The sequence below is a fragment of the Paenibacillus jiangxiensis genome (assembly GCF_046098255.1).
In the GTDB taxonomy this organism is placed as follows: Bacteria; Bacillota; Bacilli; order Paenibacillales; family Paenibacillaceae; genus Paenibacillus; species Paenibacillus jiagnxiensis.
The window spans coordinates 130,845-153,317 of sequence record NZ_JBJURI010000005.1 but is presented as its reverse complement, the minus strand read 5'-3'; the positions used below and the strand labels follow the sequence as shown (position 1 = coordinate 153,317).

Genomic DNA, 22,473 nt, shown 5'->3' with positions numbered 1-22,473 from the left:
ACATGACCGCAACTAAGAAGTTTTTGTACGATACTAAGATGAATCCGGTAAATCTGCTATAATAAATGATAGCGCTACCAAAATAACGCGTTTAAGCCTTAGTATGCTCACTTTATATACTCGCTGTGAATCAGGAGGTGTAATCGCATTGGATGACTCGAACCCGTTCTACTGCGGTCTGCTTGACGGCCTGACGGTCAGCGTGACCCATGCCCAGCAGCGCAGCACTTATGCCGGCTGGAACCGTTCGGAAGAAAAACCCACGTTCAATAGGCTTTATTTTATCGCTGGCGGCGAAGGCAAAGTGCTGATTAACGATGTCCCCTACTACCCCAGAGCCAATCAGATCATGCTGATGCCCGCCTTCACCCGGCAGATTACCGAGACGTCCGTTCATAATCCGTATGACCGCTATTTTATCCATTTTGACGCACGCGTAGGAGAATGGCCGTTGTTTCATGCCGCGAATCGGCTCTTCATCACCGAGGTTTCCGATCCTGCGGCCGTCCGCTCCCTGTTTGCCGACACGATCACACAATTCAACCGGCCCAGCGTGTATTCTGTGCTGAGAATGAAAGCCTCCGTCCTCTCCATTCTGGCCTGCTGCTTTGAAGAGGAGGGACATACCGACTTCATCCATGAATTCGTCCTGCCGGCGGAGCACGGCAATCTCACCGGCGTGCTGCAGTATATCAACAGCCATCTGCACGAGCAGCTGGAGGTGGAGCGGCTGGCAGAGATTATGCATCTGCATCCCAATTATTTTATCGCCTATTTCAAAAAATACATGGGCGTGACGCCGATGAGATATGTACTGGAAAAAAGGATGGAAGAAGCCAGGCGCCTGCTCTCTTTCTCCGATTGGAGCATCAGCGATATCGCGGAGCATATGGGCATGGAGCTGGCCTATTTCTCCAGAAAATTCAAGCAGCTGGCCGGTGTCTCGCCGAAGGCCTACCGTACGGCCACGAACGATTCGGTTCATTCATAGACACGGATAGCGATTAACCTTCATAATTTAGTCTCCATCCTCGGGGATGACCGGTTTATGTAAATCCAGCAGCTTCATCAGGTACGCTTCACCGGCCTTCTGCTGCATCTCCTCCCAGGTGGCAAACGAGGTGCTGGCACGGACATACTTGTCCAGAACGGACGGTTCCAGCAGGTCCCATTCATCCTCTGTCCGGACCCCAAGACCGCTGTCCTGTATAAACCGGCCAAAGGATGGCGCATTGGTGTAGGCGGCCATAAAGGATTCATCAAAGGCCACATGATAGGGCACGCCTTCCCTGACGGCTTCCTCCACCTTTTGGCTGATTGCCTGAACGGATTTTTTCGTCTCATCCATCTGCTTCTGTCACCTCTACATGTGTCTTTTTTTTAAAAAATTTGGGCGGAATGATCATCCTTCTATTAATTAGGTGTATTATACCATTAATATTGTTGTACGAACGCTCACGTTTTTAAAGCAGATTGGAGAGACGATTCCTTGATAAGAACTCATATGATCCGCATCAATACCGTGATGGAAAAATGGACACCGCTGATCGCGCCGGGCAGTCTCGTGCTTGGCATCCTGCTGGCACGCTGGCTGAGCCCGTATACCGGGCTTGTTCCGTGGATATTCGCCTTTATGACGTTTGCCGGCAGTCTGGGCTCCAGCTTTGGCGATCTGAAAAGAGTGCTGGCACGCCCGCTGCCCCTGCTCGCATCCCTGCTGCTGCTTCATGTATGGATGCCCTTGGTTGGCTGGGCCGCAGGCGCGCTTTTCTTTCCCGCGGATATGTATACGATTACGGGCATTCTGCTTGCTTTTACCATTCCCACCGGAATCATCAGCTTCATGTGGGTATCCATGTTCAAGGGCAACATTGCCGTGACCCTGTCGCTCATCCTGATTGATACGTTCCTGTCTCCGTTTATCGTACCTTACACCCTGAAGATTGCGGTCGGAGCCGACGTGCAGATCGATACGCTCGGCATGATGGGAGGGCTGCTGTGGATGGTCGTTCTCCCGTCACTGCTGGGCATGGTCCTGAACCACTTGACGAAGGGACGGATCAAGACTGGGCTTGGCCCCCTGCTTGCGCCTTTCAGCAAAATCGGGCTGGTTGCCGTCATCTCCATCAACGGCTCGGTGGTCGCGCCTTATATGATGGATTTCGACTGGAAGCTCGTTCAGATCGCGCTCGTCATTTTGCTGGTGGCCGCTTCAGGATATCTCTTTGGACTACTGGCAGCCCGGCTCTGCAAATGGGACCGCGGCATCACCGTCGCGATGACCTTTAATTGCGGCATGCGCAACATCAGCGCAGGCACGGTGCTGGCCATGACCTATTTTGCGCCTGCCGTCGTGCTTCCCGTCATTCTCGGGTCACTGTTCCAGCAAATTCTCGCTTCCAGCTATGCGCAGGTCTTGCGGTTTATTTACAGAAAGCAGGATCAAGCCGCACTTTCGGGAGAGATTTCATCCTAAAAGAACAGCGCACCAGCCTTGTGATTGGCCAGTGCGCTTTTTTGATTCAGTATTCCCATTCAAGCAGATCCTGCAGCAGCATCTTGGCAAAAGCCAGCTGTTCAGGCGTGTACTTGTCAAGAAGCTTTTTAAAGCGCTGCTCCACTTCCTTGTGAAGCTTGTCATGAATAACATGAAGCTGCCCGCCCCGCGGGGTCAGACGGAAAAAAACCTCTTTCTTGTTGTCATTGAGCTGCTCTCTTCTAATCAAACTCTGTTCAAGCAGCTTGCCGCTGATCCGGGTAATCGAGCCCTTGGTTAAATTCAATTTCTCGGACAGTGTGGTGACGTTGATCGGTTCATGATCGCCTATGCAGGCAATCATATGAACGTCAGACAGGTTGAGATTCAGGCGCAAGCCGAGCTCCTTCTCTACCTTTTCCTTTTCTTCCTCCAGCCGTGAGGTCATCACGCTATCCTTCACTTCCTGCTGGCTGATCAGCCTGATGAACAGCTCAAAAATCCACTCTTTGGTTACATCCGTCTCCTTCATGAATAACAAACTCCTCCGGTTGGTTTCATCCTCCTTATTATACATATTGTTTCCCGCAAAACAATCAAGAGAGCAAAATCATGCTCCAACATCAATTGATAACAGCTGCAATACAATCCACTTCAATCAGCCAATCCGGCATGCCAAGCGCCTGAACTCCCAAAAGCGTGCTGGCCGTCAGCGGCCATTCCTCGCCAAATACTTCAAAGCCTGCCTGGAAAATAACCTCCACCAGCTCTTCACGGTGATTGACCACATGTATTTTCATTTGCACCACATGCTCAGGTCTGGCTTCGGCCGCCTCCAGCGCCAAATTGACATTTCTGAACACCTGCAGAGCCTGCTGTCTGTAATCATTCAGGCCGACCAGCTCCCCTTGCTTGTTAAGTGCCACCTGCCCGGAGATAAAAGCCAGGCTTGCCGGTGGTGTAATCACTACTTGCGAGATTAAATGACTGTACCTTTGATCCAGCGTAGGCGGATTTATTTTTTTCATGCATCTCATCCCTCCATTTTTTTGTTTTCCACAAAACAATATTAACACAAAAATTTTTCGCACGAAATGACCTAAGCATCCCCGGAAAACCGTTCATCATCTTCTCATGTTCCACGTCATCGTATGCGAAGGCATGGCATTTCAGCAGGAAAAACGCCTCCTCCTTATTCATGGCGCTTTCCCTCCGGATTAAGTATTTCAATATTACCCTGCATATGCTCCTGCTTCTCTCCCGTCATTGTACAATCTTCAAGTTCAAGCCAGAAATTCTTTTCATCGTATCCACGTACAATTCCATCCATCCGAAACCCGGGGTACAAATATTCGGCCTTCACCTTCGATCGCACGGCCTCATATCCCGTAACTGCAAACACCGTTTCCTCAAGCCTAATCATAATGCCCTGCGGGTAAAACATCGCAATGCTGCCCGTAACACGCATTCCAGAACTATACTTTGCCTTCGCCCTTTCCCAATTGTGTTTATAGAGTCCGACAGCCTGCTGCCATATCTGCTCAAACTGTTCCGGGCCGATCTCTTCGTCTCCTTCATACATTTCCACCGGCACTTCGCTAAGCATAAAATCGGGTGCGATAGAAACCCTGCAGCCGCCATCGATAACGCTCACCTGCCGGTGAGCCCAGCCTTTATCGTCCAGCTCAAAATAATACATCTCGCCTTCTTCAATTCCATTGGCTTTCACATATTTCATCGAATGACCTCCCTGGTCACATTCTACTATATTTTTTTATGTCAAGAACAGCTCCCGTGCCATCTATCAAGCCTCTTTGCCACATAAATAGATAAGCCTCTTCATATGCTGTTCTGAAGAATTGGGTTCTCCGACTAATCTTGCATTTTGCATACGAAAGGAGCTTGAAATACATGGGAAACGAGCATGAGCGCGATGGAAAGCATTATAATGTGCCGCAGCCGATTCGGGATGATGGGGCAGGCGGTCCTGATTATGGCCCGCGGGATATTCTGCGGGACAGACAAAATCCCGATATGCTTGTCCCTCCCTCCACCGACAGTGGCCTGCTGCCAAATCTAAAATTTTCATTCTCAGATACAAGTATGAAGCTCAACCATGGAGGGTGGTCCAGAGAAATCACGGTGCGCGAGCTGCCTGTCGCCACAACGCTGGCAGGTGTAAACATGTACCTGACACCGGGAGGGGTGCGCGAGCTGCACTGGCACCAGCAGGCGGAGTGGGCCTATATGATTCTGGGGAGCGCACGAATCACATCGGTCGATCAGAACGGCAGAAATTTTATAGCCGACGTTAATGCAGGCGATCTCTGGTATTTCCCGCCAGGTCTGCCGCACTCCATTCAGGGTCTTGAATCAGGATGCGAGTTTCTGCTTGTGTTCGATGACGGGAATTTCTCCGATTTGCATACGTTATCGATCTCCGACTGGTTTGCGCATACGCCGAGTGACGTGCTGTCCGCCAATTTTGGCGTTCCTCCCCAAGTGTTTGATACCCGGCCTTCGCACCAGGTATATATTTATCAGGATGAAGTGCCCGGTCCGATCGAAACCGAGCAAATTCAATCCCCGTACGGTGCGGTTCCGCGAAGCTTCACCCATCATCTACTGGCACAATCTCCGCTGCGAACTCCCGGGGGAAGTGTGCGCATTGCTGACTCCAGAAATTTTCCTGTGTCCAAAACCGTTGCGGCCGCCCTGGTTGAAATCAAGCCAGGCGCCATGAGAGAGCTTCACTGGCATCCCAATCAGGACGAGTGGCAGTACTACCTGACCGGTGAAGGAAGGATGACGGTTTTCGCACCTAACGGAACGGCCCGCACCTTCGATTACAGAGCCGGGGATGTCGGTTATGTTCCCTTTGCCTTTGGCCACTATATTCAAAATACCGGGACTGAAACGTTGTGGTTCCTGGAAATGTTCAAAAGCGACCGGTTCGAGGATATATCGCTGAACCAATGGATGGCCCTTACCCCGCGTGAACTGGTCAAGTCCAATCTGAATGCGGAGGAAGAACTGCTGAATGCCCTGCGCAAGGTAAAATGGCCTGTTGTAAAATATGCTTCGGATCATGACGGAAAGAAATCTTAGGTCATATCCCCCGGGTATTTTAGGGCAAAAAGCAAGCTTCCCCTCCACATTAGCGTGAAGGGGAAGCTTTTATTTTCATAGCGTCTTATTAAGCTTCAATTCTCTTTTTCCACAGTCCCAGCACGAACGCTGAGACCACTGCGCCAATCGCAACGGCCAGCAGGAAGAGCAGGGCGTGGTTGGCAAGGGCTGCTACGAAGATGCCGCCGTGCGGAGCCGGGATGTTAATGGCCCAGAGCTGTGTCAGGCCGCCTGCAATCGCCGAACCCAGGATACAGGAGGTGAGCACACGCAGCGGATCAGCCGCCGCAAACGGGATCGCACCCTCTGTAATAAAGGACAGGCCAAGCACATAGTTGGTCAGACCGGATTTTTGCTCCTGCTGTGTAAATTTGTTCTTGAAGAACGTTGTAGCCAAGGCGATTGCCAGCGGCGGCACCATGCCCCCTGCCATAACAGCCGCCATCATCTCTCCGTTCGTATTGCCGCTGGACGTAAAAACACCGATGGCAAACGTATATGCCGCTTTGTTGAAGGGGCCGCCCATATCGATCGCCATCATGCCACCCAGGACAAGACCGAGCAGAACCGCGTTGCCTGTGCCCAGGTTGTTCAGTGCTCCTACCATCCAAGCGTTGATCGTACCGAAAATCGGGTCGAAAATGTAATACATGATCGTGCCGGCAATCAGCAGGCCAAATACAGGATACAGAAGGATCGGCTTCAAGCCCTCCAGCGTCTTCGGCAGACCGGCAAAAGCTTTACGCAGCCCGATGACTACATAACCGGCCAGGAAACCTGCTGCCAGACCGCCAAGGAATCCGGCGTTGGAATTCACGGCCATGAGTCCGCCCACCATACCTGGCATCAGTGCCGGACGGTCTCCAATGCTGACTGCGATAAAACCGGCAAGAACCGGAATCAGGAAGTGGAAGGCCCCATCTCCGCCCCCAAGCGCCATCAGCAGCTTGAACAGTGGATTGTCCGCGCCCCCGATCTGTTCAAACAGGAAGGAGAGGGCCAGCAGAATCCCCCCGCCAACAACGAAAGGCAGCATGTGGGAAATCCCGTTCATCAGGTCTTTATATATTTTGCTGCCCACGCTGCCTTTTTCCTCGTTCTTGTCGCCAACTGTGCTTCCGCCCTCGCTGCGGTAGATCGGTGCTTCTCCTTTTAACGCTTTCGAAATCAGCTCCTGCGGCTTGCGGATACCGTCACTGACCGGTCTTTGCAGCACAGGCTTACCGTTGAAGCGATCCATATCCACCTTCTTATCCGCCGCGACAATAACACCTTTCGCACGCCGGATTTCCTCCGGAGTCAGCACGTTTTGCGCCCCTTCCGAGCCGTTGGTCTCAACCCGGATTTGCACGCCCATCTCTGCGGCCTTCTTCAATAGCGCGTCCTCTGCCATAAACGTATGGGCGATGCCTGTCGGACAAGCGGTTACCGCAACGACGAAGTCCTCGGATTCCGAAGCTGCTTTTGTCACTTCCGCAGGTGTCGGCTGAGAAGAAGCTTTCTTTTCTCCGTTTTCTTTCTCCGCCTCTTCCGATTGCCGGGCATCGAACAGAGCCGCTACTTCATCCGGAGTTCGTGTATTCATCAGCTTGTCAATGAAATCGTTATCAATTAACAGCCTGGATAGAGCCGCCAAGGTTCGAAGATGTGTATTGCCTGCTCCTTCAGGAGCAGCAATCATGAAGAAGATTTTCGCAGGCTCACCGTCCAGGGATTCATATTCCACACCTTTGCTGCTCTTCGCGAATACTACGGTCGGTTCATTAACCGCTTTGGTTTTGGCATGCGGCATGGCAATTCCGTTGCCGATTCCTGTGCTCGATTCCCCTTCACGCTTCAGGATCATTTCTTTGAACAGGACCGGATCGTTGATCCGGCCGCTGGCGGCCAGGCTCGCGATCAATTCGTCGATGGCGGCCTCCTTGGTCGTCGCCTGCATATCCATGATCATTGTTTCTTTAATCATCAGATCTGTAATTCTCATTTTTGGCTCCCCCAATTTCTTAACATTCTGAAATCTTGACCTGCGGCTGCAGCTGCTCGATCAGCGAACGGACGGCCAGATCGTCGGAAAAAGCCGTCGCACTGCCGGAAGCGACTCCTGTGCGGAAAGCCTCCAGCGGATCGCTGTTCAGCACATAGGTCCCGACGAAACCCGCGATCATGGAATCGCCTGCTCCGACAGAGTTCTTCACCGTCCCCTTAGGAGCGGTTGCGTGATATACCTTATCCGCTGTAATAAGCAGCGCCCCTTCGCCAGCCATGGAGATCAGCACATTCTTGGCGCCTGCCTCCAGCAGCTTGCGGCCGTAGGCGGCGATCTCCTCACGTGTGTGAAGCTCGACGCCGAACAGCTCCGCCAGTTCATGGTGATTCGGCTTGACGAGCAGCGGCTTGTGAACGAGCGCTTTCATCAACGCTTCGCCTGTCGTATCAATCACGAATTCGGCACCCGCCGGCCGGCATGCGCCGATCAGCCGCTCGTAAAAATCTCCGCCCAGCGAAGGCGGTATGCTTCCGGACAGGATGACGATGTCATCCTCGTGCAGCTCAGAAAGCTTGCGCAGCAGTGCATCGGCTTCCTCCCGGCTGATATCCGGCCCAAGTCCGTTAATCTCTGTCTCGTCCCCGTGTTTAAGCTTGATGTTGATACGGGTGTCGCCCTGGACCGTCACGAAATCAGTTCGAATGGAATCCTCACGCAGCTTATCGTCGATAAAACGTCCGGTAAAACCGCCGAGAAAGCCAATCGCCGTATTCTCCGCGCCAAGCTGCTTCAGCACACGCGATACGTTAATGCCTTTGCCTCCGGGCAGCTTCAAATCCCTTTTCATCCGGTTCAAGCCGCCCAGCTTTACGTCTTCAACTTCTACGATGTAATCGATGGAAGGGTTAAGCGTCACAGTATATATCATGGTTATCCCTCTATTATTTTAGTTTTCTGGGCAATCGCCCGGCGCCAGCGCTCCGGCACGAATTCCGTTATCAGCACACCTGCCCTCAGCTCAAAAAGTTTGGCAAAAGTCACCTCGCCGATCTTGCTGGAATCCGCCAGAACGTAAGTCTTGCTCGACAGATCGTGCGCACGTCGTTTGATTAACGCCTCTTCCGGATCGGGCGTGGTGTAGCCCATTTCGGCATCCACCCCATTCGTGCCGATGAAGCATTTATCAAACCGGAAATTGTCCAGATTCTGGAGAGCAATGCTGCCGATAACGGCTTTGGTATGCAGCTTCATCATTCCGCCCAGCAAATAGCTGCGAATCTGTTTGCTCACCAGTGCTTCGACATGGGACAATCCATTCGTCACCACGGTTACGTCCTTGGCCTCGATATGAGGAATCATCGCTAATGTAGTTGTACCCGCATCCAGATAAATGCATTCCCCATCCCGTATTTCCCGGGCTGCCAGACGACCGATGACGGTTTTTTGTTGAACGTTTTTGAACGTTTTCTCATCCATCCCCGGCTCCTGACTTTTCTGGTTAAGCAGGGCCGCTCCTCCATGCACACGCTTGAGCAGCTGACGGCTTTCAAGATCGATCAGATCACGGCGGATCGTCGATTCCGAAGCGCCAAGCTCCTCAACCAGCTGCTGCAATTTTACAACACCGTTAACTTGTAAGCGCTCTAAAATTAACTTATATCTTTCCTCTGTCAGCATGGTCACTCCTCCAACTGAACATATCGTATCATATTTTCGGCAAAAAACAATCACTTTCCTCCAAAAAACTTCAGAAATATTCAGATCGAACGGGTTATTTTACAAATTGGTGAACTGGATCAACCATGATTGTGGCTTATCTTACAAGGTTAGGATTCAAAAGAATGATTTTCTATATACCTCATTCTTTATTGCATGTAAAAAAAGTGCCCCATATGAAAATGGAGCACCTTGTATAAGCATCGAAAACAATAAGCAGACAGGTCTGTATAATTTTTTTTTTAATGAGTTAACCGTTTAGCCAGAAAATTTCGAATCAAGCTTGCACTGAGCTCCAGTTCTTCTTCAAGTGGAAAGTGACCTGTATTTAACAAATGGATCTCTACATCATCTAAATGCTTCTGGTAAGCAAGTGCTCCCGCCGGCCCAAAGAAGATGTCATTTTTCCCCCATGCAACCAGCATCGGTGGCTGATATGTCTTAAAGTAATCATGCCAGATCGGATATTGCTTCAAATTGTTCTGATAATCATAATAAAGTGCCAACTGGATGTCGTTATTCCCTGGTCGGTCAAGGGCGATCTGATCCATATTCCAGGTATCAGGGCTGATGTTCTCAGGGTTACGTGTTCCATTTACGTACTGATATTTTGTGAACTCCAGGGTAAGCAGCTGAAGTACGTTCTCACGGTTTGCGCTGTCGGCAGGATCTTTCCATAAGGCACGGATCGGGTCCCAGGCCGGCTCAAGCCCTTCTTCATAAGCATTTCCATTTTGCGAAATGATCGTTTGAACTCGTTCCGGATGCATACTGGACAAACGGAAACCGACCGGAGCACCATAGTCATGAACATAAATACTGTATTTATTCAGGTTCAATTGTTCCACAAAATCGTTTATCAGACTTGCGAGGCTGTCAAACGTATAAGTAAACTCCGAAATTAAGGGCTGATCGCTGTTACCAAAGCCCGGATAGTCCGGCGCGATGATATGATAACGATCTTCAAGTTGAACAATAAGATTTCTGTACATGTGTGAAGACGACGGAAATCCATGCAATAAGAGAATTGTTGGATTCTCCCTGCTTCCTGCTTCCCGATAAAAAATATTCAAACCGTTAACTTGGGCAAAACTGTGTTTAATGCTCATGACACTCACCTCTTCATCTTATTTGCGATTCAGTAGGTTAACTGCTCCGACGATTCGAATTATACATACAGGTCTGTATAGTTTCAACTCTTTTTTAAAATTTTTTTTGATTTGCTTATCGTTTTATAGCGCTTTATAATAACTAGACAGGTCTGTATAGCTTTTAGCTTCTTTCGAAAAGGAGGGGATCATGTGGCTAATAAAAGTAAAAAAGAACATATTCTTAAAGTCGCTTCCGACTTGTTTAATAAACAAGGAATTCGAGCAACTGGCGTTGACCAGGTCGTTTCGAAATCAAATGTTGCCAAGATGACACTTTACAACCATTTTCAATCCAAGGATGATCTTGTACTTGCTTATCTAATGAGACAGGATGACGAATGGAGAAAATGGTTCGAGGATTCTGTTAATAAACAAGGAAAAAACCCAAAGGATAAATTATTAGCGGTTTTCGACGTATTAGGCGAGTGGTTCGAGGAACCGGAGTTCAATGGATGTGCATTCATTAAGACGGCATCGGAGTTTACCGATCATTCCCATCCTTACTATGAGGCGGCCCAGCATTACAAGTTATTTATGCGTAATTATATTGCTTCTCTTATAGACCAATGTAATGTATCAGATCCGGAAGCTTTAGCTAATGGTTTATTTTTGCTAGTTGAAGGAGCTATTACAACGGCGATGTTACAAACCGATCCTGAGCCCGCTCTACATGCACAGGAAACTGCCAGAATTATTATCGATCACTTCATCAAATCGGACTGAAATTGTATAAGTCAGCACAAAAAAATTAGACGGTACAGAGTACCGTCTTTGCCCGGTTGCCCGGGCGCTCTTTTCCTGCCAGCTGTTGAATAAAAAGGTTGGTGTCTATTCATCCTTTCCATAATAACGGAAGCTGGAAAAATCAGCATGGCTGCCCGCAAACTGCTGCATATCGTGAGCGCCAATGCCAATAAAATTGCCTGTAAAGCCCCCGGACAGGAAGCTGATCCGCTGCTGCTCAAGAAGCGGCTTCCACTCATCGGCATCCCCCACTCCGGTTCGGAAGTAAAACTGTGCATCCGTCTCATTCGCCTCCACTGCCAAATGAACCGGCACTTGCTCATCAATGGCCACGGCTTCCGGCAGCAGCGTAAATTGATCCCCTTCGCATTTCATCATCCGGAGCACCTTTCCCAGCGTTTCGTCCCGGCTGACACAGGCATACAGATAATTCTCATCATTCAAATAGAGCAGCAGCCCGGCCATTTGCAAATAGCTCCAGGGATCATACTCCTGCACCGTTTCCGCCCGAAACCGTTTGTCCGTCTGGCGGATGGCAAGCAAGTGATGCCGGAAAAGGCTTTGCACCGACTCACCGGCGGTCACTCTGAGATAACCTGGGCGAGCGGCCAGCGAGCACCAGCTTTCATCCACTAATATGCGCAATGTATTCCAGCCTTTTTTTAGTTGCGTACAATCAAATTCATCCGCGAAATCCCGACTCTGCGCCTGCGTCTCTCCGCTCAGGCTTCCACCTTCAGGCTGCGGGACGTGCAGCTGCGGCGTATTTCCGCCTGCCGTCAGGCGCAGCCAGCCATCACGGTCCCAATAGACCTGCTGCAGCGCGGTCTCCCGCCCAATAATCGCATACTTTCCTTCAATAGGACGCGTGCACAGATGCGCCATATACCATTCCCCGGCCGGTGTCTGCACAAGACTTCCATGCCCCGCACACTGCAGCTCCAGCTCAGGATTGTCCCGCGAAGTTAGCATCGGATTGTGGGGATCCACTTCGTAGGGGCCGGACAGCTCCTGCGATCTTGCCACGGTGACCGCATGACCGGAGCCTGTTCCGCCCTCCGCTGTAATCAGGTAGTAGTAACCGTTCTGCTTGTAAATGTGGGGCGCTTCCGTTTTCTTTAACCATGTCCCGTCAAAAATTTTGATCGGCTCGCCGATTAATCGCTGCTGCACGCTGTCATATTCCTGCATAACAATGCCGCTCGATTTATTGCTTTCCTTGATCCGGTAATCCCATAAAGCATTTAGCAGCCATTTGCGGCCGTCCTCGTCATGGAACAACGAAGGATCAAAACCGCTGCTGTTCAGGTAAACAGGCTCCGACCACGGCCCTTCAATCGAAGGGGCGGTAATCAGGAAGTTATGGGCATCCTTGAAAGGACGCCGGGTGCTCTTCACGTCCGTGTATACGAGGTAGAATAGCCCACCATGATAGCTGAGCTGGGGCGCCCAGATGCTGCAGTTCTTCGGATTGCCCCGCAGATCGACCTGGTTGGTCAAAATATCGGTACAATGCTCCCAGCAAGCCAGATCCCGCGATTGATACACACGCACACCGGGCAGCCATTCAAAGGACGAAACGACGATATAGTACATCTCCCCAGCCCGCACGATACACGGGTCAGGATTAAAGCCCCGCAAAATCGGGTTCTCAATCAGCTTGTTCATAAGGTTTCAGGGTTCTCCTTTTCATCATCCGCCGCAATCAGCCGTCTATTCCGTATCATACATAAAGCAGCGGCTACAAAATAACAAAACGAAAGCGGGAAGCCAAGGTATTGGGTGCCGAGAAGCAGGCATAATCCTGCGAGTACGTAAAAGACAGCAGCTGCCATAAGGCGGTTGTTTCTGGCTCCGCATAGTCCGGCCAGAATCGCCAATATCATCACGGCCATGACCGTGATGCCGAACCAGGCCCCCAGCGTGCGCATTCCCTCATAGCTTTCCTGCAGCATCAGACCGCCGTTACTCTCCCGCAGCATTGGGAAAAGCGTCGTTTCAAAGGTGCCGATGGGCATCTGCAAAATTACCATGGAAAATCCGCCGGCGAACACCGCTGTCATTACGGAAGCGAACCAGCATATGCCTACCTCCCATTTTCGCAGCGTCACGGGCTATTTCCTCCATCCTGCCAGAAGTCCGTTCCGGCAAAGACCTTCCCCTTGGTCCATGCCTCCGCCCCAGCAGCCAGACAGCCTGCCCAAGGCACGCGAATCGTCCGCATCGCGACCGCATCCCGGGCGCTGTATTCACGGTAATCGACTGTTTCTTCGTTTGCAGGGTTGCTCCAGTTATCCCAGCCTGCGGGATCAATATGCCCGCCCATCCGGCAGCCGGCATATACAGTTTTGGCATACTCCCGCCACGGACGCCCGAGAAACACGGATGAAACTCCCGGCTCGGCGGTCAAGAAGCAGTTTTTGAACACATAACCGTACTGCTGCCCTTGCGGCGTAGACGCGGCGGCGATGTATCCCGGCTGGCTCTCCACATGCCGCAGGCTGCGGATTTTGCAGGCCTCGAAAAAAGCGGTGGCCCCGCCAAAAACAAAGTCAACCGTTCCCTCGATATAACAGTGCTGGTACAACTGCCGGTACTGTTCGTGGTGCTCGCGCAGCGGAATGCCGCCAAAGCTCGCCCGCTCCCGCGGTTTTGGCGGCAGCGGACCGGTGAACAGGGTGTCCTGATGCCCCTTGAAGGTGCAGTTCCTGAACACCGTTTCATCACAATGCGCATACACGGCCACCGCTTGCCCAATCTCCTCCCCCTGCCCGGCTGTATTGGAGACAGTCAAATTCTCCAGCACAAGTCGTCGTCCTCCCAAAAACAGGGTGGGAGTTGCGAACGTTCCGATTTCCTCGTCATGTTCGTCAAGCTCTTTGGCATACCGGTTCATGCTGATTTCCACCTGCCCGATCCCCACAATACGCAGCCATGAACGGTAAATACGGACCGTCTCCTTATAAACCCCTGGCAAAATATACAGAGTCTCCGGCTGCTGCGGATCTCTCTGCTCCAAAGCATCAATAGCAGCCCGTATGGTGTCGAAATCACAAAAGGGTTCTTTTCCTACCAGCATCGTGCACGCGTTCCCCCTTAGCAATGATCCCAATTATAGATGGCTGGCCAAAAAACGCTGCCAAGCCGTCCTCATTTCCAACGTCTCCATATGCCCCCCGGAAGTGATCACAGGCTGCCAATGCTCCGGCCTGCCTGCTTCACGGTATGCTGCCGCCAGCCCTTCAGCCAGGTGTTCGACCCCTTCGATGGGACACAGCCTGTCATTCCTGCCCGTCAAGCTCATGCGCGGACGGGGGACAATCCTTTTCTGAATATCCAGTGTGGTGAAATGCTTCAGCAGTCCGGGAACATACGAGTAGAAACCATGATGGTCCAAGCCTCTTTTGGCTATCAGGGTGTGGGCATCCACCTGTCCACAAATGTCGATAACGACCCCAATCCGTTCATCGAGCGCCCCCAGCCACCATGCCATCAAACCGCCCATCGACATGCCGATGGTTGCGATCCGTTCAGCATCGATTTCTTGACGCGTACACATATAATCAAGCAACCGGCGGTTATCGTAAAGCATCATGCCCCACATGACCCGGCCGTGCCACAGCATTTCCTTCACCAGCTCACTTTCGGCTTTGCCGCCCCGTTCATTGAAGCCCCACATGTCGATGCAGCACACCGCATAACCCATCCCGGTCAGCACCGAGGCGAATGACGGCTGCTGCAGATATGTGCTGCTGTGGATCAGTTCATTACGCCCGTTGGTATAATTTCCGCCATGGGAATGGTTGAACACGACCAGCGGATAAGGCCCCTCACCTGTTAAGGGAAAAGCAATAGAGGCGGGCACCAGCTCAAGCCCGTTAAGATCGAGCAAAACGGATTCCAGTCTGTATCCGTTCTGCTCCTCCTCCCTCATCACTTCCGCCGATATCGGCGTTTCCGGGGGGAGGTCGCCCAATAAGCTCAGCAGCAAGTCCTTCTCCATATCCATCCTCCCCGTTCACAAAGTTGATGCAGGTGTCACGGTTACCTGCTCCACCAGCTTTTCCGGTTTGGCGGTATTTTTCGTGCGGCAGTTGATGACCTCAACATCTTCCCCATTTTCAATGTAAAAGGCAGGCCCTTCATGGTTCTCAATCGTCACCTGCTGGAACAGAATGTCCCGTACATTGCCCAAATAAAAACCGCGCTTCTTCATCTCTTCCAGGCCAGACATCATCGCCGGCAGGCCGGGAATGGCAGGCTCTGCCATGGAGATATCGATATTGGTGAACGTAATTTCAGAAATATAGCGCTCCGCCAGCCCGTACAGGAAGCCAGCCGAAGCATGAACGTTGCGCGCGGTGATATGGTCAAAATGAATACGTCTGAAGCATGGCGTTTCCTCTGTGACCGGATACGGATTTTTGTCCCACACATATTTGTCCTTGCCACGCGGGCCGCAGAAATAATACAGGTTCAGAATAAAAGGACAGATGACCTGATCCATGACGATGTTGGTCACGCGTATATCCTCAATCGTACCTCCGCGTCCTCGTCTGGACTTGAGCCGGATGCCGCGATCTGTCTGCTGGAAAACGCAATTACTGATCGTGACATTGCGGATGCCGCCGCTCATTTCACTGCCCAGCACCACCCCGCCGTGTCCATGTACCATCGTGCAGTTCGTAATCGTAATGTTTTCACACGTTATGCGCTGCTCGCTGTCCTCCGTCCCTGACTTGATCGCAATGCAGTCATCCCCCACATCAATGCTGCAGTTGCTAATGTGCACATTGCGGCAGGATTCGGGATTGATACCATCCGTATTCGGAGAATCCGCAGGGTTATAGATGAACAGATTGTCAATGGTAACATCGCTGCAGCGGATGGGATTCACCGTCCATGACGGCGAGTTGCGCAGGTTCAGGTCCTTGATCGTAACCCGCCGGCAGCCGTCAAAGCTGATCAGCTTGGGACGTGGAAACTGCAAATCCTCCGGCGTGTTCCGCTGCTTCTCCCACCAGGGCTGGCCGTTTCCCTCCAGCGTGCCTGATCCGGTGAGCGAGATGTTCTCCAGGTTCTCCCCATAGATGCAGGAGGCATGAACCTGCCGGTTTACTCCCTCCCACCTGGATTCCACCGCCGGATAATCTTCGGGTTCTGTGCTGAAGGACAGCACTGCGCCGGGGCTCAAGTGCAGCTCAATATTGCTCTTCAGAAAAATGGCGCCGGTCCGGTAAGTTCCCGCAGGCACATACACCGTGCCTCCCCCTGCCCGGCTTGCCGCTTCAATCGCGTCCGCAATGGCCGCGGTGGCCAGCGCCCCGGTATCCCGGGACGCTCCGTAATCTGTTATGTTATACACCTGCATTGGAGCTCTCTCCTATCTGCTGTCCGTCCGGGTCCTTCAACTGCTCGTATTCGCAGCATGCCTTCAGGAAGGCCCCAAGCCCTTTCTGGTCATTGGTTATAATCGGCTCGCTGATATAATAAGCGAACGTTCCGTCTCTCTTGTCGGCACCGCCCAAGCCTGCGACCTGGCAGTTCTTATTCAGATTGACGAGCCCTTCCTTCGTTTCCGTCACAAATTCGGTGACGACACCCTGGAATGCGCGGTCCAGCGGGTCCAGCCAGCTTTGATCCAGCACGCCCAACCGAATGCCTTTGGCCATGGCGTACGTGATCATGCTGGATGCGGAGGCCTCCAGATAATTGCCCTTGCGTTCCGCTTGATCGACCACTTGATACCAGACACCTGTAGCCTTATCCTGATATTTTTGCAAAGCTGCCAGCGTATCCCGTAATATGCGGCACAGCGTGTCATAATCCGCATGGCTATCAGGCAGCAGCTCCAGCATATCCGTCAGTGCCATCACATACCAGCCCAGGGAACGTCCCCAGAAGTTAGGGGAATGTCCCGTGTCCGGATTGCACCATGGCTGCACACGCTTTTCATCCCAGGCGTGATACAACAGGCCCGTGGCCTCATCCTTTGTGTGCCGCTCGCACAGGATGAACTGCTTCGTGACATCGTCGAGCTCTTCACCATTTTCAAATGTCAACAGATACTCCAGATAAAACGGTGATCCCATATACAAGCCGTCCAGCCAGATTTGGTATGGGTAAATCTTTTTATGCCAGAATGCCCCTTCCGAGGTGCGCGGATGTGACTTAAGCTGTTCCCTTAACAGGCCGGCTGCCTTTTTGTACTTCTCCTGCCCAGTCTCGCGGTACAGGAGAAATAACAGCTTGCCATTGTTGATATGATCGATATTGTACTCTTCCAGACGATAACCACGGATGCTCCCGTCCTCCTGGATGAAGTAGTCCATATTATCCTGGATAAACCGGAAATACTTCCGGTCCCCCGTTCGCTTCCACAGCCCCTCAAAACCCTTTAGCACGACCCCGTAGTCATAGGACCACTTGCAGTCATAACCTCTCGCCTCATACAGCCTTGGCGTGCGCTGCATAATGGAATCGGCCGTTCGTACGGCCCACTGTGTATTCAATGTCTTCCCCTCCCCGGTTTGATCTTGTCATTGCATTCTTCGCTACTCAGGGATTTGAGCTTTTGTATGCCGCCTCATATTCGCTGATGATTTGGCTTCCCCCGGCATTCTTCCAGTCCTGCACCGCCTGTTTGAATCCGTTTTCATCAATTTGACCCATGATATACATGATGGTGGCATCTGTTATAATTTTCTCAAGCTCTGTTCCCTTTTCATTGGCGGTTGCGGAGTCCAGCGGAACGCTTGGGTCAAGCACGGCAAATTCCGCGTTCTCTTTTACCAGCTGATTGGCCAATTCCTTGTCGGGGTCGGCATCCTTCAAGGAATAGGTGACCTCGCTCGGCCTGGAGCTGGAAAATGGCTGTACATCCGCCTGCCACTTATCCTGATCCAGCCTTTTAAACGCCTCATTTTCATCAAATTCATAGTGGACCCCTTCAATGCCGCCGGTCATATACATGTACACTTCTTCATCGATCAAATCGTCCACGAACTGCAGCAACCGCTTCAACTCCGCTTCGGATTTCACCTCTGACTTCGGAAACGCCAGCAGCCCGCCGACACCGTTTCCCTCGGACCAGATATGATATTGGCCGTCGCCTTTTGAAATTTTGTTGACAGGCACGACCTCCATCCCGTCCTGAATCCCCTTCGCCAGATTCTTCAGGTTCGCGATATCAATCATGCCGGTATATATGCCCGTCTTGCCCTGGGCAAACTGCTGCTGCTGATCCGATTTGGCCGTCACTGCAAAGTCCTGGATCAAATACCCGTTCTCAAACAGCTTCCGCGAATAATTCAGAGCTCCCATATACTCCGGTGTATCGAATTCAGGCGTAAACTTGCCCTGTTCGTCAACCTTCCAGCCGTTGGGGGAGCCAAAATAGGAGCTGATCGTTTTAAAGCTGCTGTATCTCAGATCGGAACGGTCCCCGAAGCCAACCGTATCATCTTTTCCGTTGCCGTCCGGATCGTCCTCCGTAAAAGCCCTGGCCACTTCATACAGCTCATCCAGGGTCGTCGGCACTTTCAGCCCCAGGCGGTCAAGCCAGTCCTTGCGGATGACCAGTCCGCCCCGGGCCAAATCTTTCTGGAACGGCACGCCGTACAGCCCGCCTTCAATGGAGGCGGCTTTCCTTACTTCCTGCGGGATTTCCTTCAGGTGCTCGTAATCGTCCAGGTAAGGACTGACATCCCAGAACAATCCGGATTTCAGGGAACTGCGCACAGATGAGTTATCCAGCAGTGTCAAAGTAACGATATCCGCCAGCTGTCCCGAAGCAAGCGCCGTGGTGATGCGCTCCTCCTTAGAGGCGTCGGGCACCCAGTTAAAGGTGATCTTCGTATTGGTATATTCCTCAATCTTCTTCTGAATGACATCCGTCGGCGGAGAAGCCGTGTGCAGAATGTTCAGCCACGTCAAGGACAGGGTCGAATTCGGATCATAGGTCTGATTGGCATCCGCCCCCTTATCGCTTGCCCCTCCTCCGCAGCCGCTTAAAACCAGAGCACCGGTCAGAAGAACGGACATGCTGATAGCTAACGTTCGCTTAAAGCTCTTTTTTCTCATGGGTTCTGCTCCTGTACTTAAATAGTTTTACGGGTTCACTTCCTTATAAGCAGCTTCATATTCTTCAATCATCCGGTTACCGCCGGAATTCCTCCAGTTCTCCACCGATGCCTTGAAATCTTCCAGGCTCGATTCGCCCAAAATATACTTGTAAGTGGCATCTGTAATGATTTTCTGCAGCTCGGAGCCCTGTGTTGTGAATGTTTCCGAGTCCAGCGAATAAGCCGGATTCAATACGGCATGTTGCGCATTTTCCTTGATCAGCTTGTCGGATTTCTGCTTTAACGGGTCCGCATCATGGATGTCATAGCCAAACTCTTTGGGACGGGTGGAAGAAAACGGCTGCACCTCCTGCTGCCACAAATCCGTATCTGTAATCGTCGTCGCATTATCTGCATCCACCGTATAATGCGTCCCTTCGATGCCATAAGTCATCAGCGCGTAGACATCCTCGTCCATCAGGTCATTGATGAATTTGAGGATACGCTTCAATTCAGCTTCATCCTTCACTTCTGATCTCGGGAACGCAATGAGCCCTCCGATACCGTTGTTGGCCGCCCAGATCGCGCGGTCGCTTTCGTTGCCGGTGGTAGTGATGTTGTTGACAATTTCAAGCTCCATGTTGTCCTGTATGCCCTTTGCCATATTCAGCAGGTTTTTGCTGTCAAATAAAGCACCGACATAAATCCCCGCTTTCCCCTGGGCAAATTTCTGCTGCTGGTCCGTTTTGGCCGTGACGGCAAAATCCTTGTTAATGTAACCGTTATCAAATAACTTCTTCATAAAATCCATCGTAGCGATATATTCCTGGGTCTCAAACTCCGGTGTCATTTTTCCGTCCTCGCTCACCTTCCAGTTGTTCGGTACACCGAAATACGAGCCCAGCGTCTTGAAAGCGCCGTAGATCAGATCATTCCGGTCCACAAAACCGGTCGTATCCGCTACACCGTTGCCGTCAGGGTCCTGTTCAGTAAAAGCCTTCGCCACAGCCATCAGGTCATCGGTCGTTTTCGGGAGCTCCAGGCCGAGCTTATCCAGCCAGTCCTTGCGGATGGTAATCCCGTTGCGGGCAAGATCCTTCTGGAAAGGCACCCCGTACAGCTTGCCGCCAATGGATGCCGATTTGCGGGTATCGTCAGGTATCTTCGCCAGATTCGGGAATTCATCAAGGTATGGACCTACCTCCCAGAACATGCCGGATTTCAGCGCGTTCCGGACGGAGGAGTTATCAAGGATCGTCAAGGTAACAATGTCCGCCAGGGAATTGGAAGCCAGGGCCGTATTGATCCGCTCCTCCTTGGATGCGTCCGGAATCCAGGAAAACTGAATGTCCGTGTTTGTTTTCTCTTCAATCTTGTTTAGTACGGTATCCGTTGGAGGAGAAGCCGTGTGCAAAATATTGAGCCAGGTGACGGTTGCTTTTGCGTTTTCATCATAAGTCCCGGCATTTTCCCCCGTACTTTTACCGCCGCCGCAGGCTGTCAGCAGCAATGCGCAGCTGAGGAACAAAACCGCCGTTTTTTTACCTTTTCCCTTCATCTTCACTGCCCCTTTTTATATTTTTGGTGAAACGGATACTGCTATATCTTCCTCCTCCGCCGCAGCCGCCCGTTCCATCCGGGCGAATACCTGATGGGTCATCCACATGACGAGATAGCCCATGAGGCTGGCTCCGGCAAAGGTAAGAATTCCTGGATAAAACCGCAAAATGAGTCCACCAGACACGGCAATCGCCACAAACAGCACAAGCGTGTACTGCAAGTGGGAGAAGCCGATTACAAACGACATGCGGATTTTGAACCCGATGCCCTTCCAATCGTAATGGACGAGCAGCGGAAATATATACGCCAGCGAAATCATGTACAGAAATACGCCGAGCAGCACAACTACACGCACGTACCAGGAGGAGACATACAGGAGATCAACATACAGCACATATCCGGCGAGACCGTAGATGACCCCGAGCAGCACCCCCTCCTTGAAATTCTCCCGGAAGTACCTGACAAAAGCGGGGAATATGGCCGCATCCTCATTGCCGCGAATCCACTGCCGCTGGATGCTCAGCATGGCGGCGGTCGCGGGACCGAGGCCGAATACGCCCAATCCCAGGATGACAGCCAGTGTCCACAGCAGATTCAAATACACCAGCCGCAGCAGACGCATGCACCATTGGTTCAGCGTTTCCACAAACTGTATCATCGCGCATCCTTCCCATCCTGATTAATAGACGCCATCTTCCCCGAATTTCTTCGCGAGCTTGTTGGACAAGACCACGAGGACCAGACCTACGACACCCTTGAACAAACCTACTGTCGTACTGAAGCTCAACTGGCCGTTCTTAAGGCCCGCCGTATAGATATACGTATCAAAAATTTCGGCAACCTCGCGGTTCAGCGAGTTCAACAGCAGATACATATGCTCAAAGCCGAGGTCCAGCGTGCTGCCGATCTTCAGGATCAGCAGCGTAATGATGACCGGCCGGATCGCCGGCAGCGTTACGTGCCAGGTTTTCCGGAACCGTCCCGCTCCGTCCATCTCAGCCGCCTCATACAGCTGTGTATCCACAACGGTGATGGCCGCTAGATAGATGATGGTGGACCAGCCGAGCTCCTTCCAGATGATCTGCCCGATGTAGACCGGACGCAGCCATTCCGGCGAGGTAAGGAAGCTGATTTTGTCGCCTCCCAGCGTGGCAATGAGCTCATTGAGCACACCCCCGTCTACAGTCATAAACACGTAGGAAATGGAAACGATGATGACCCAGGACATAAAATGCGGAATATAAATGACCGTTTGCACGGCCGTTTTGAAATACCGGTTCTTCACCTCATTCAGCATCAGGGACAGAATGATCGGCAGCGGAAAGAAAATGACAATATTCAGCGCGAACAAAATCAGCGTATTGCTCAATAACATAAAAAAGGTCGGCTCCGTAAATAACCGGATAAAATGCTTTAACCCGACCCATGGGCTACCCAGAATACCGAGAAACGGCTGATAATCCTGAAACGCGATGATCAGCCCGCCCATGGGAAAATACTTGAAGATGATAAAATACAGTACTCCAGGCAAAACCATCAGATACAGGAGTTTGTTTCTTCGGATACTTACGAGATGACTGGCCGGTTTCTTTTTTTCCATGTTCACATCCACTGCTGCAGCTGTTGAAGCCTTCACTTGGCAACCTC

Annotated in this window: 22 protein-coding genes; 4 read left to right on the top strand and 18 right to left on the bottom strand. The window is 51.6% G+C overall.

All coding sequences use genetic code 11. From position 1 onward, the window contains the following. The first annotated feature begins 148 nt into the window (after window positions 1-148). Window positions 149-991, top strand: coding sequence for a helix-turn-helix transcriptional regulator (locus ACI1P2_RS07230; protein WP_355318243.1), 843 nt, complete (start codon window positions 149-151; stop codon window positions 989-991). Between the two features lie 27 nt (window positions 992-1,018). Here ACI1P2_RS07230 and ACI1P2_RS07225 read toward each other — a convergent pair whose 3' ends face one another. Next, entirely contained in the window at window positions 1,019-1,348 is a 330-nt protein-coding gene (locus ACI1P2_RS07225; protein ID WP_355318241.1) for a hypothetical protein, read from the bottom strand. A gap of 156 nt (window positions 1,349-1,504) precedes the next feature. On the opposite strand from ACI1P2_RS07225, the gene ACI1P2_RS07220 reads away from it, so the two are divergent. After that, window positions 1,505-2,476 (top strand): bile acid:sodium symporter family protein, encoded by a 972-nt coding sequence (locus ACI1P2_RS07220; protein ID WP_355318239.1) that lies wholly within the window; start codon window positions 1,505-1,507, stop codon window positions 2,474-2,476. 46 nt (window positions 2,477-2,522) lie between these two features. On the opposite strand, the gene ACI1P2_RS07215 is transcribed toward ACI1P2_RS07220, so the two are convergent. The 3 genes from ACI1P2_RS07215 to ACI1P2_RS07205 form a co-directional block, all read right to left on the bottom strand. Continuing rightward, window positions 2,523-3,008, bottom strand: coding sequence for a MarR family transcriptional regulator (locus ACI1P2_RS07215; RefSeq protein WP_355318237.1), 486 nt, complete (start codon window positions 3,006-3,008; stop codon window positions 2,523-2,525). A gap of 91 nt (window positions 3,009-3,099) precedes the next feature. Then, window positions 3,100-3,504: a RidA family protein gene (locus ACI1P2_RS07210; RefSeq protein ID WP_355318235.1), complete on the bottom strand. Its 405-nt coding sequence runs from the start codon at window positions 3,502-3,504 to the stop codon at window positions 3,100-3,102. 164 nt (window positions 3,505-3,668) lie between these two features. After that, window positions 3,669-4,214, bottom strand: a complete 546-nt coding sequence (locus tag ACI1P2_RS07205) for a hypothetical protein (RefSeq protein ID WP_355318233.1) — start codon at window positions 4,212-4,214, stop codon at window positions 3,669-3,671. Window positions 4,215-4,387: 173 nt separating this feature from the next. Here ACI1P2_RS07205 and ACI1P2_RS07200 point away from each other — a divergent pair, with 173 nt between their 5' ends. Then, entirely contained in the window at window positions 4,388-5,584 is a 1,197-nt protein-coding gene (locus ACI1P2_RS07200) for an oxalate decarboxylase family bicupin (protein WP_355318231.1), read from the top strand. Window positions 5,585-5,672: 88 nt separating this feature from the next. Here ACI1P2_RS07200 and ACI1P2_RS07195 read toward each other — a convergent pair whose 3' ends face one another. The 4 genes from ACI1P2_RS07195 to ACI1P2_RS07180 form a co-directional block, all read right to left on the bottom strand. After that, window positions 5,673-7,589, bottom strand: coding sequence for a PTS fructose transporter subunit IIABC (locus ACI1P2_RS07195; RefSeq protein ID WP_355318229.1), 1,917 nt, complete (start codon window positions 7,587-7,589; stop codon window positions 5,673-5,675). A gap of 19 nt (window positions 7,590-7,608) precedes the next feature. After that, complete coding sequence (gene pfkB, locus ACI1P2_RS07190) at window positions 7,609-8,520, bottom strand: 1-phosphofructokinase (protein ID WP_355318228.1); 912 nt, start codon at window positions 8,518-8,520, stop codon at window positions 7,609-7,611. Between the two features lie 2 nt (window positions 8,521-8,522). Then, the gene (locus ACI1P2_RS07185; RefSeq protein WP_355318227.1) at window positions 8,523-9,269 is read right to left on the bottom strand and encodes a DeoR/GlpR family DNA-binding transcription regulator; all 747 of its coding nucleotides are present in this window, start codon (window positions 9,267-9,269) and stop codon (window positions 8,523-8,525) included. A 281-nt stretch (window positions 9,270-9,550) separates the two neighbouring features. Continuing rightward, a complete protein-coding gene (locus ACI1P2_RS07180; RefSeq protein WP_355318225.1) occupies window positions 9,551-10,417 on the bottom strand; it encodes an alpha/beta fold hydrolase in 867 nt (288 codons plus the stop codon). Between the two features lie 192 nt (window positions 10,418-10,609). Between ACI1P2_RS07180 and ACI1P2_RS07175 the strand changes: the two genes are divergently transcribed. Then, entirely contained in the window at window positions 10,610-11,182 is a 573-nt protein-coding gene (locus ACI1P2_RS07175; RefSeq protein WP_355318223.1) for a TetR/AcrR family transcriptional regulator, read from the top strand. 105 nt (window positions 11,183-11,287) lie between these two features. On the opposite strand, the gene ACI1P2_RS07170 is transcribed toward ACI1P2_RS07175, so the two are convergent. From ACI1P2_RS07170 to ACI1P2_RS07125, 10 genes are all read right to left on the bottom strand, one after another. Beyond that, a complete protein-coding gene (locus ACI1P2_RS07170) occupies window positions 11,288-12,871 on the bottom strand; it encodes a glycoside hydrolase family 43 protein (protein ID WP_355318221.1) in 1,584 nt (527 codons plus the stop codon). Continuing rightward, window positions 12,868-13,314, bottom strand: coding sequence for a hypothetical protein (locus tag ACI1P2_RS07165; protein WP_355318219.1), 447 nt, complete (start codon window positions 13,312-13,314; stop codon window positions 12,868-12,870). The genes ACI1P2_RS07170 and ACI1P2_RS07165 overlap by 4 nt, the downstream gene beginning before the upstream one ends. Beyond that, window positions 13,311-14,282, bottom strand: coding sequence for a pectinesterase family protein (locus ACI1P2_RS07160; RefSeq protein WP_355318218.1), 972 nt, complete (start codon window positions 14,280-14,282; stop codon window positions 13,311-13,313). The genes ACI1P2_RS07165 and ACI1P2_RS07160 overlap by 4 nt, the downstream gene beginning before the upstream one ends. Before the next feature lie 33 nt (window positions 14,283-14,315). Beyond that, the gene (locus ACI1P2_RS07155) at window positions 14,316-15,206 is read right to left on the bottom strand and encodes a dienelactone hydrolase family protein (protein WP_355318216.1); all 891 of its coding nucleotides are present in this window, start codon (window positions 15,204-15,206) and stop codon (window positions 14,316-14,318) included. A gap of 15 nt (window positions 15,207-15,221) precedes the next feature. After that, entirely contained in the window at window positions 15,222-16,574 is a 1,353-nt protein-coding gene (locus tag ACI1P2_RS07150) for a glycoside hydrolase family 28 protein (protein WP_355318214.1), read from the bottom strand. Then, window positions 16,561-17,715, bottom strand: coding sequence for a glycoside hydrolase family 88/105 protein (locus ACI1P2_RS07145; protein ID WP_355318212.1), 1,155 nt, complete (start codon window positions 17,713-17,715; stop codon window positions 16,561-16,563). The genes ACI1P2_RS07150 and ACI1P2_RS07145 overlap by 14 nt, the downstream gene beginning before the upstream one ends. A gap of 46 nt (window positions 17,716-17,761) precedes the next feature. Further along, window positions 17,762-19,246 (bottom strand): extracellular solute-binding protein, encoded by a 1,485-nt coding sequence (locus ACI1P2_RS07140; RefSeq protein ID WP_408976164.1) that lies wholly within the window; start codon window positions 19,244-19,246, stop codon window positions 17,762-17,764. 66 nt (window positions 19,247-19,312) lie between these two features. Next, the gene (locus ACI1P2_RS07135) at window positions 19,313-20,824 is read right to left on the bottom strand and encodes an extracellular solute-binding protein (protein ID WP_355318209.1); all 1,512 of its coding nucleotides are present in this window, start codon (window positions 20,822-20,824) and stop codon (window positions 19,313-19,315) included. Between the two features lie 15 nt (window positions 20,825-20,839). Then, window positions 20,840-21,484 (bottom strand): YesL family protein, encoded by a 645-nt coding sequence (locus tag ACI1P2_RS07130; RefSeq protein ID WP_355318207.1) that lies wholly within the window; start codon window positions 21,482-21,484, stop codon window positions 20,840-20,842. A 21-nt stretch (window positions 21,485-21,505) separates the two neighbouring features. Beyond that, entirely contained in the window at window positions 21,506-22,426 is a 921-nt protein-coding gene (locus ACI1P2_RS07125; RefSeq protein WP_408976163.1) for an ABC transporter permease, read from the bottom strand. Window positions 22,427-22,473: the final 47 nt, after the last annotated feature.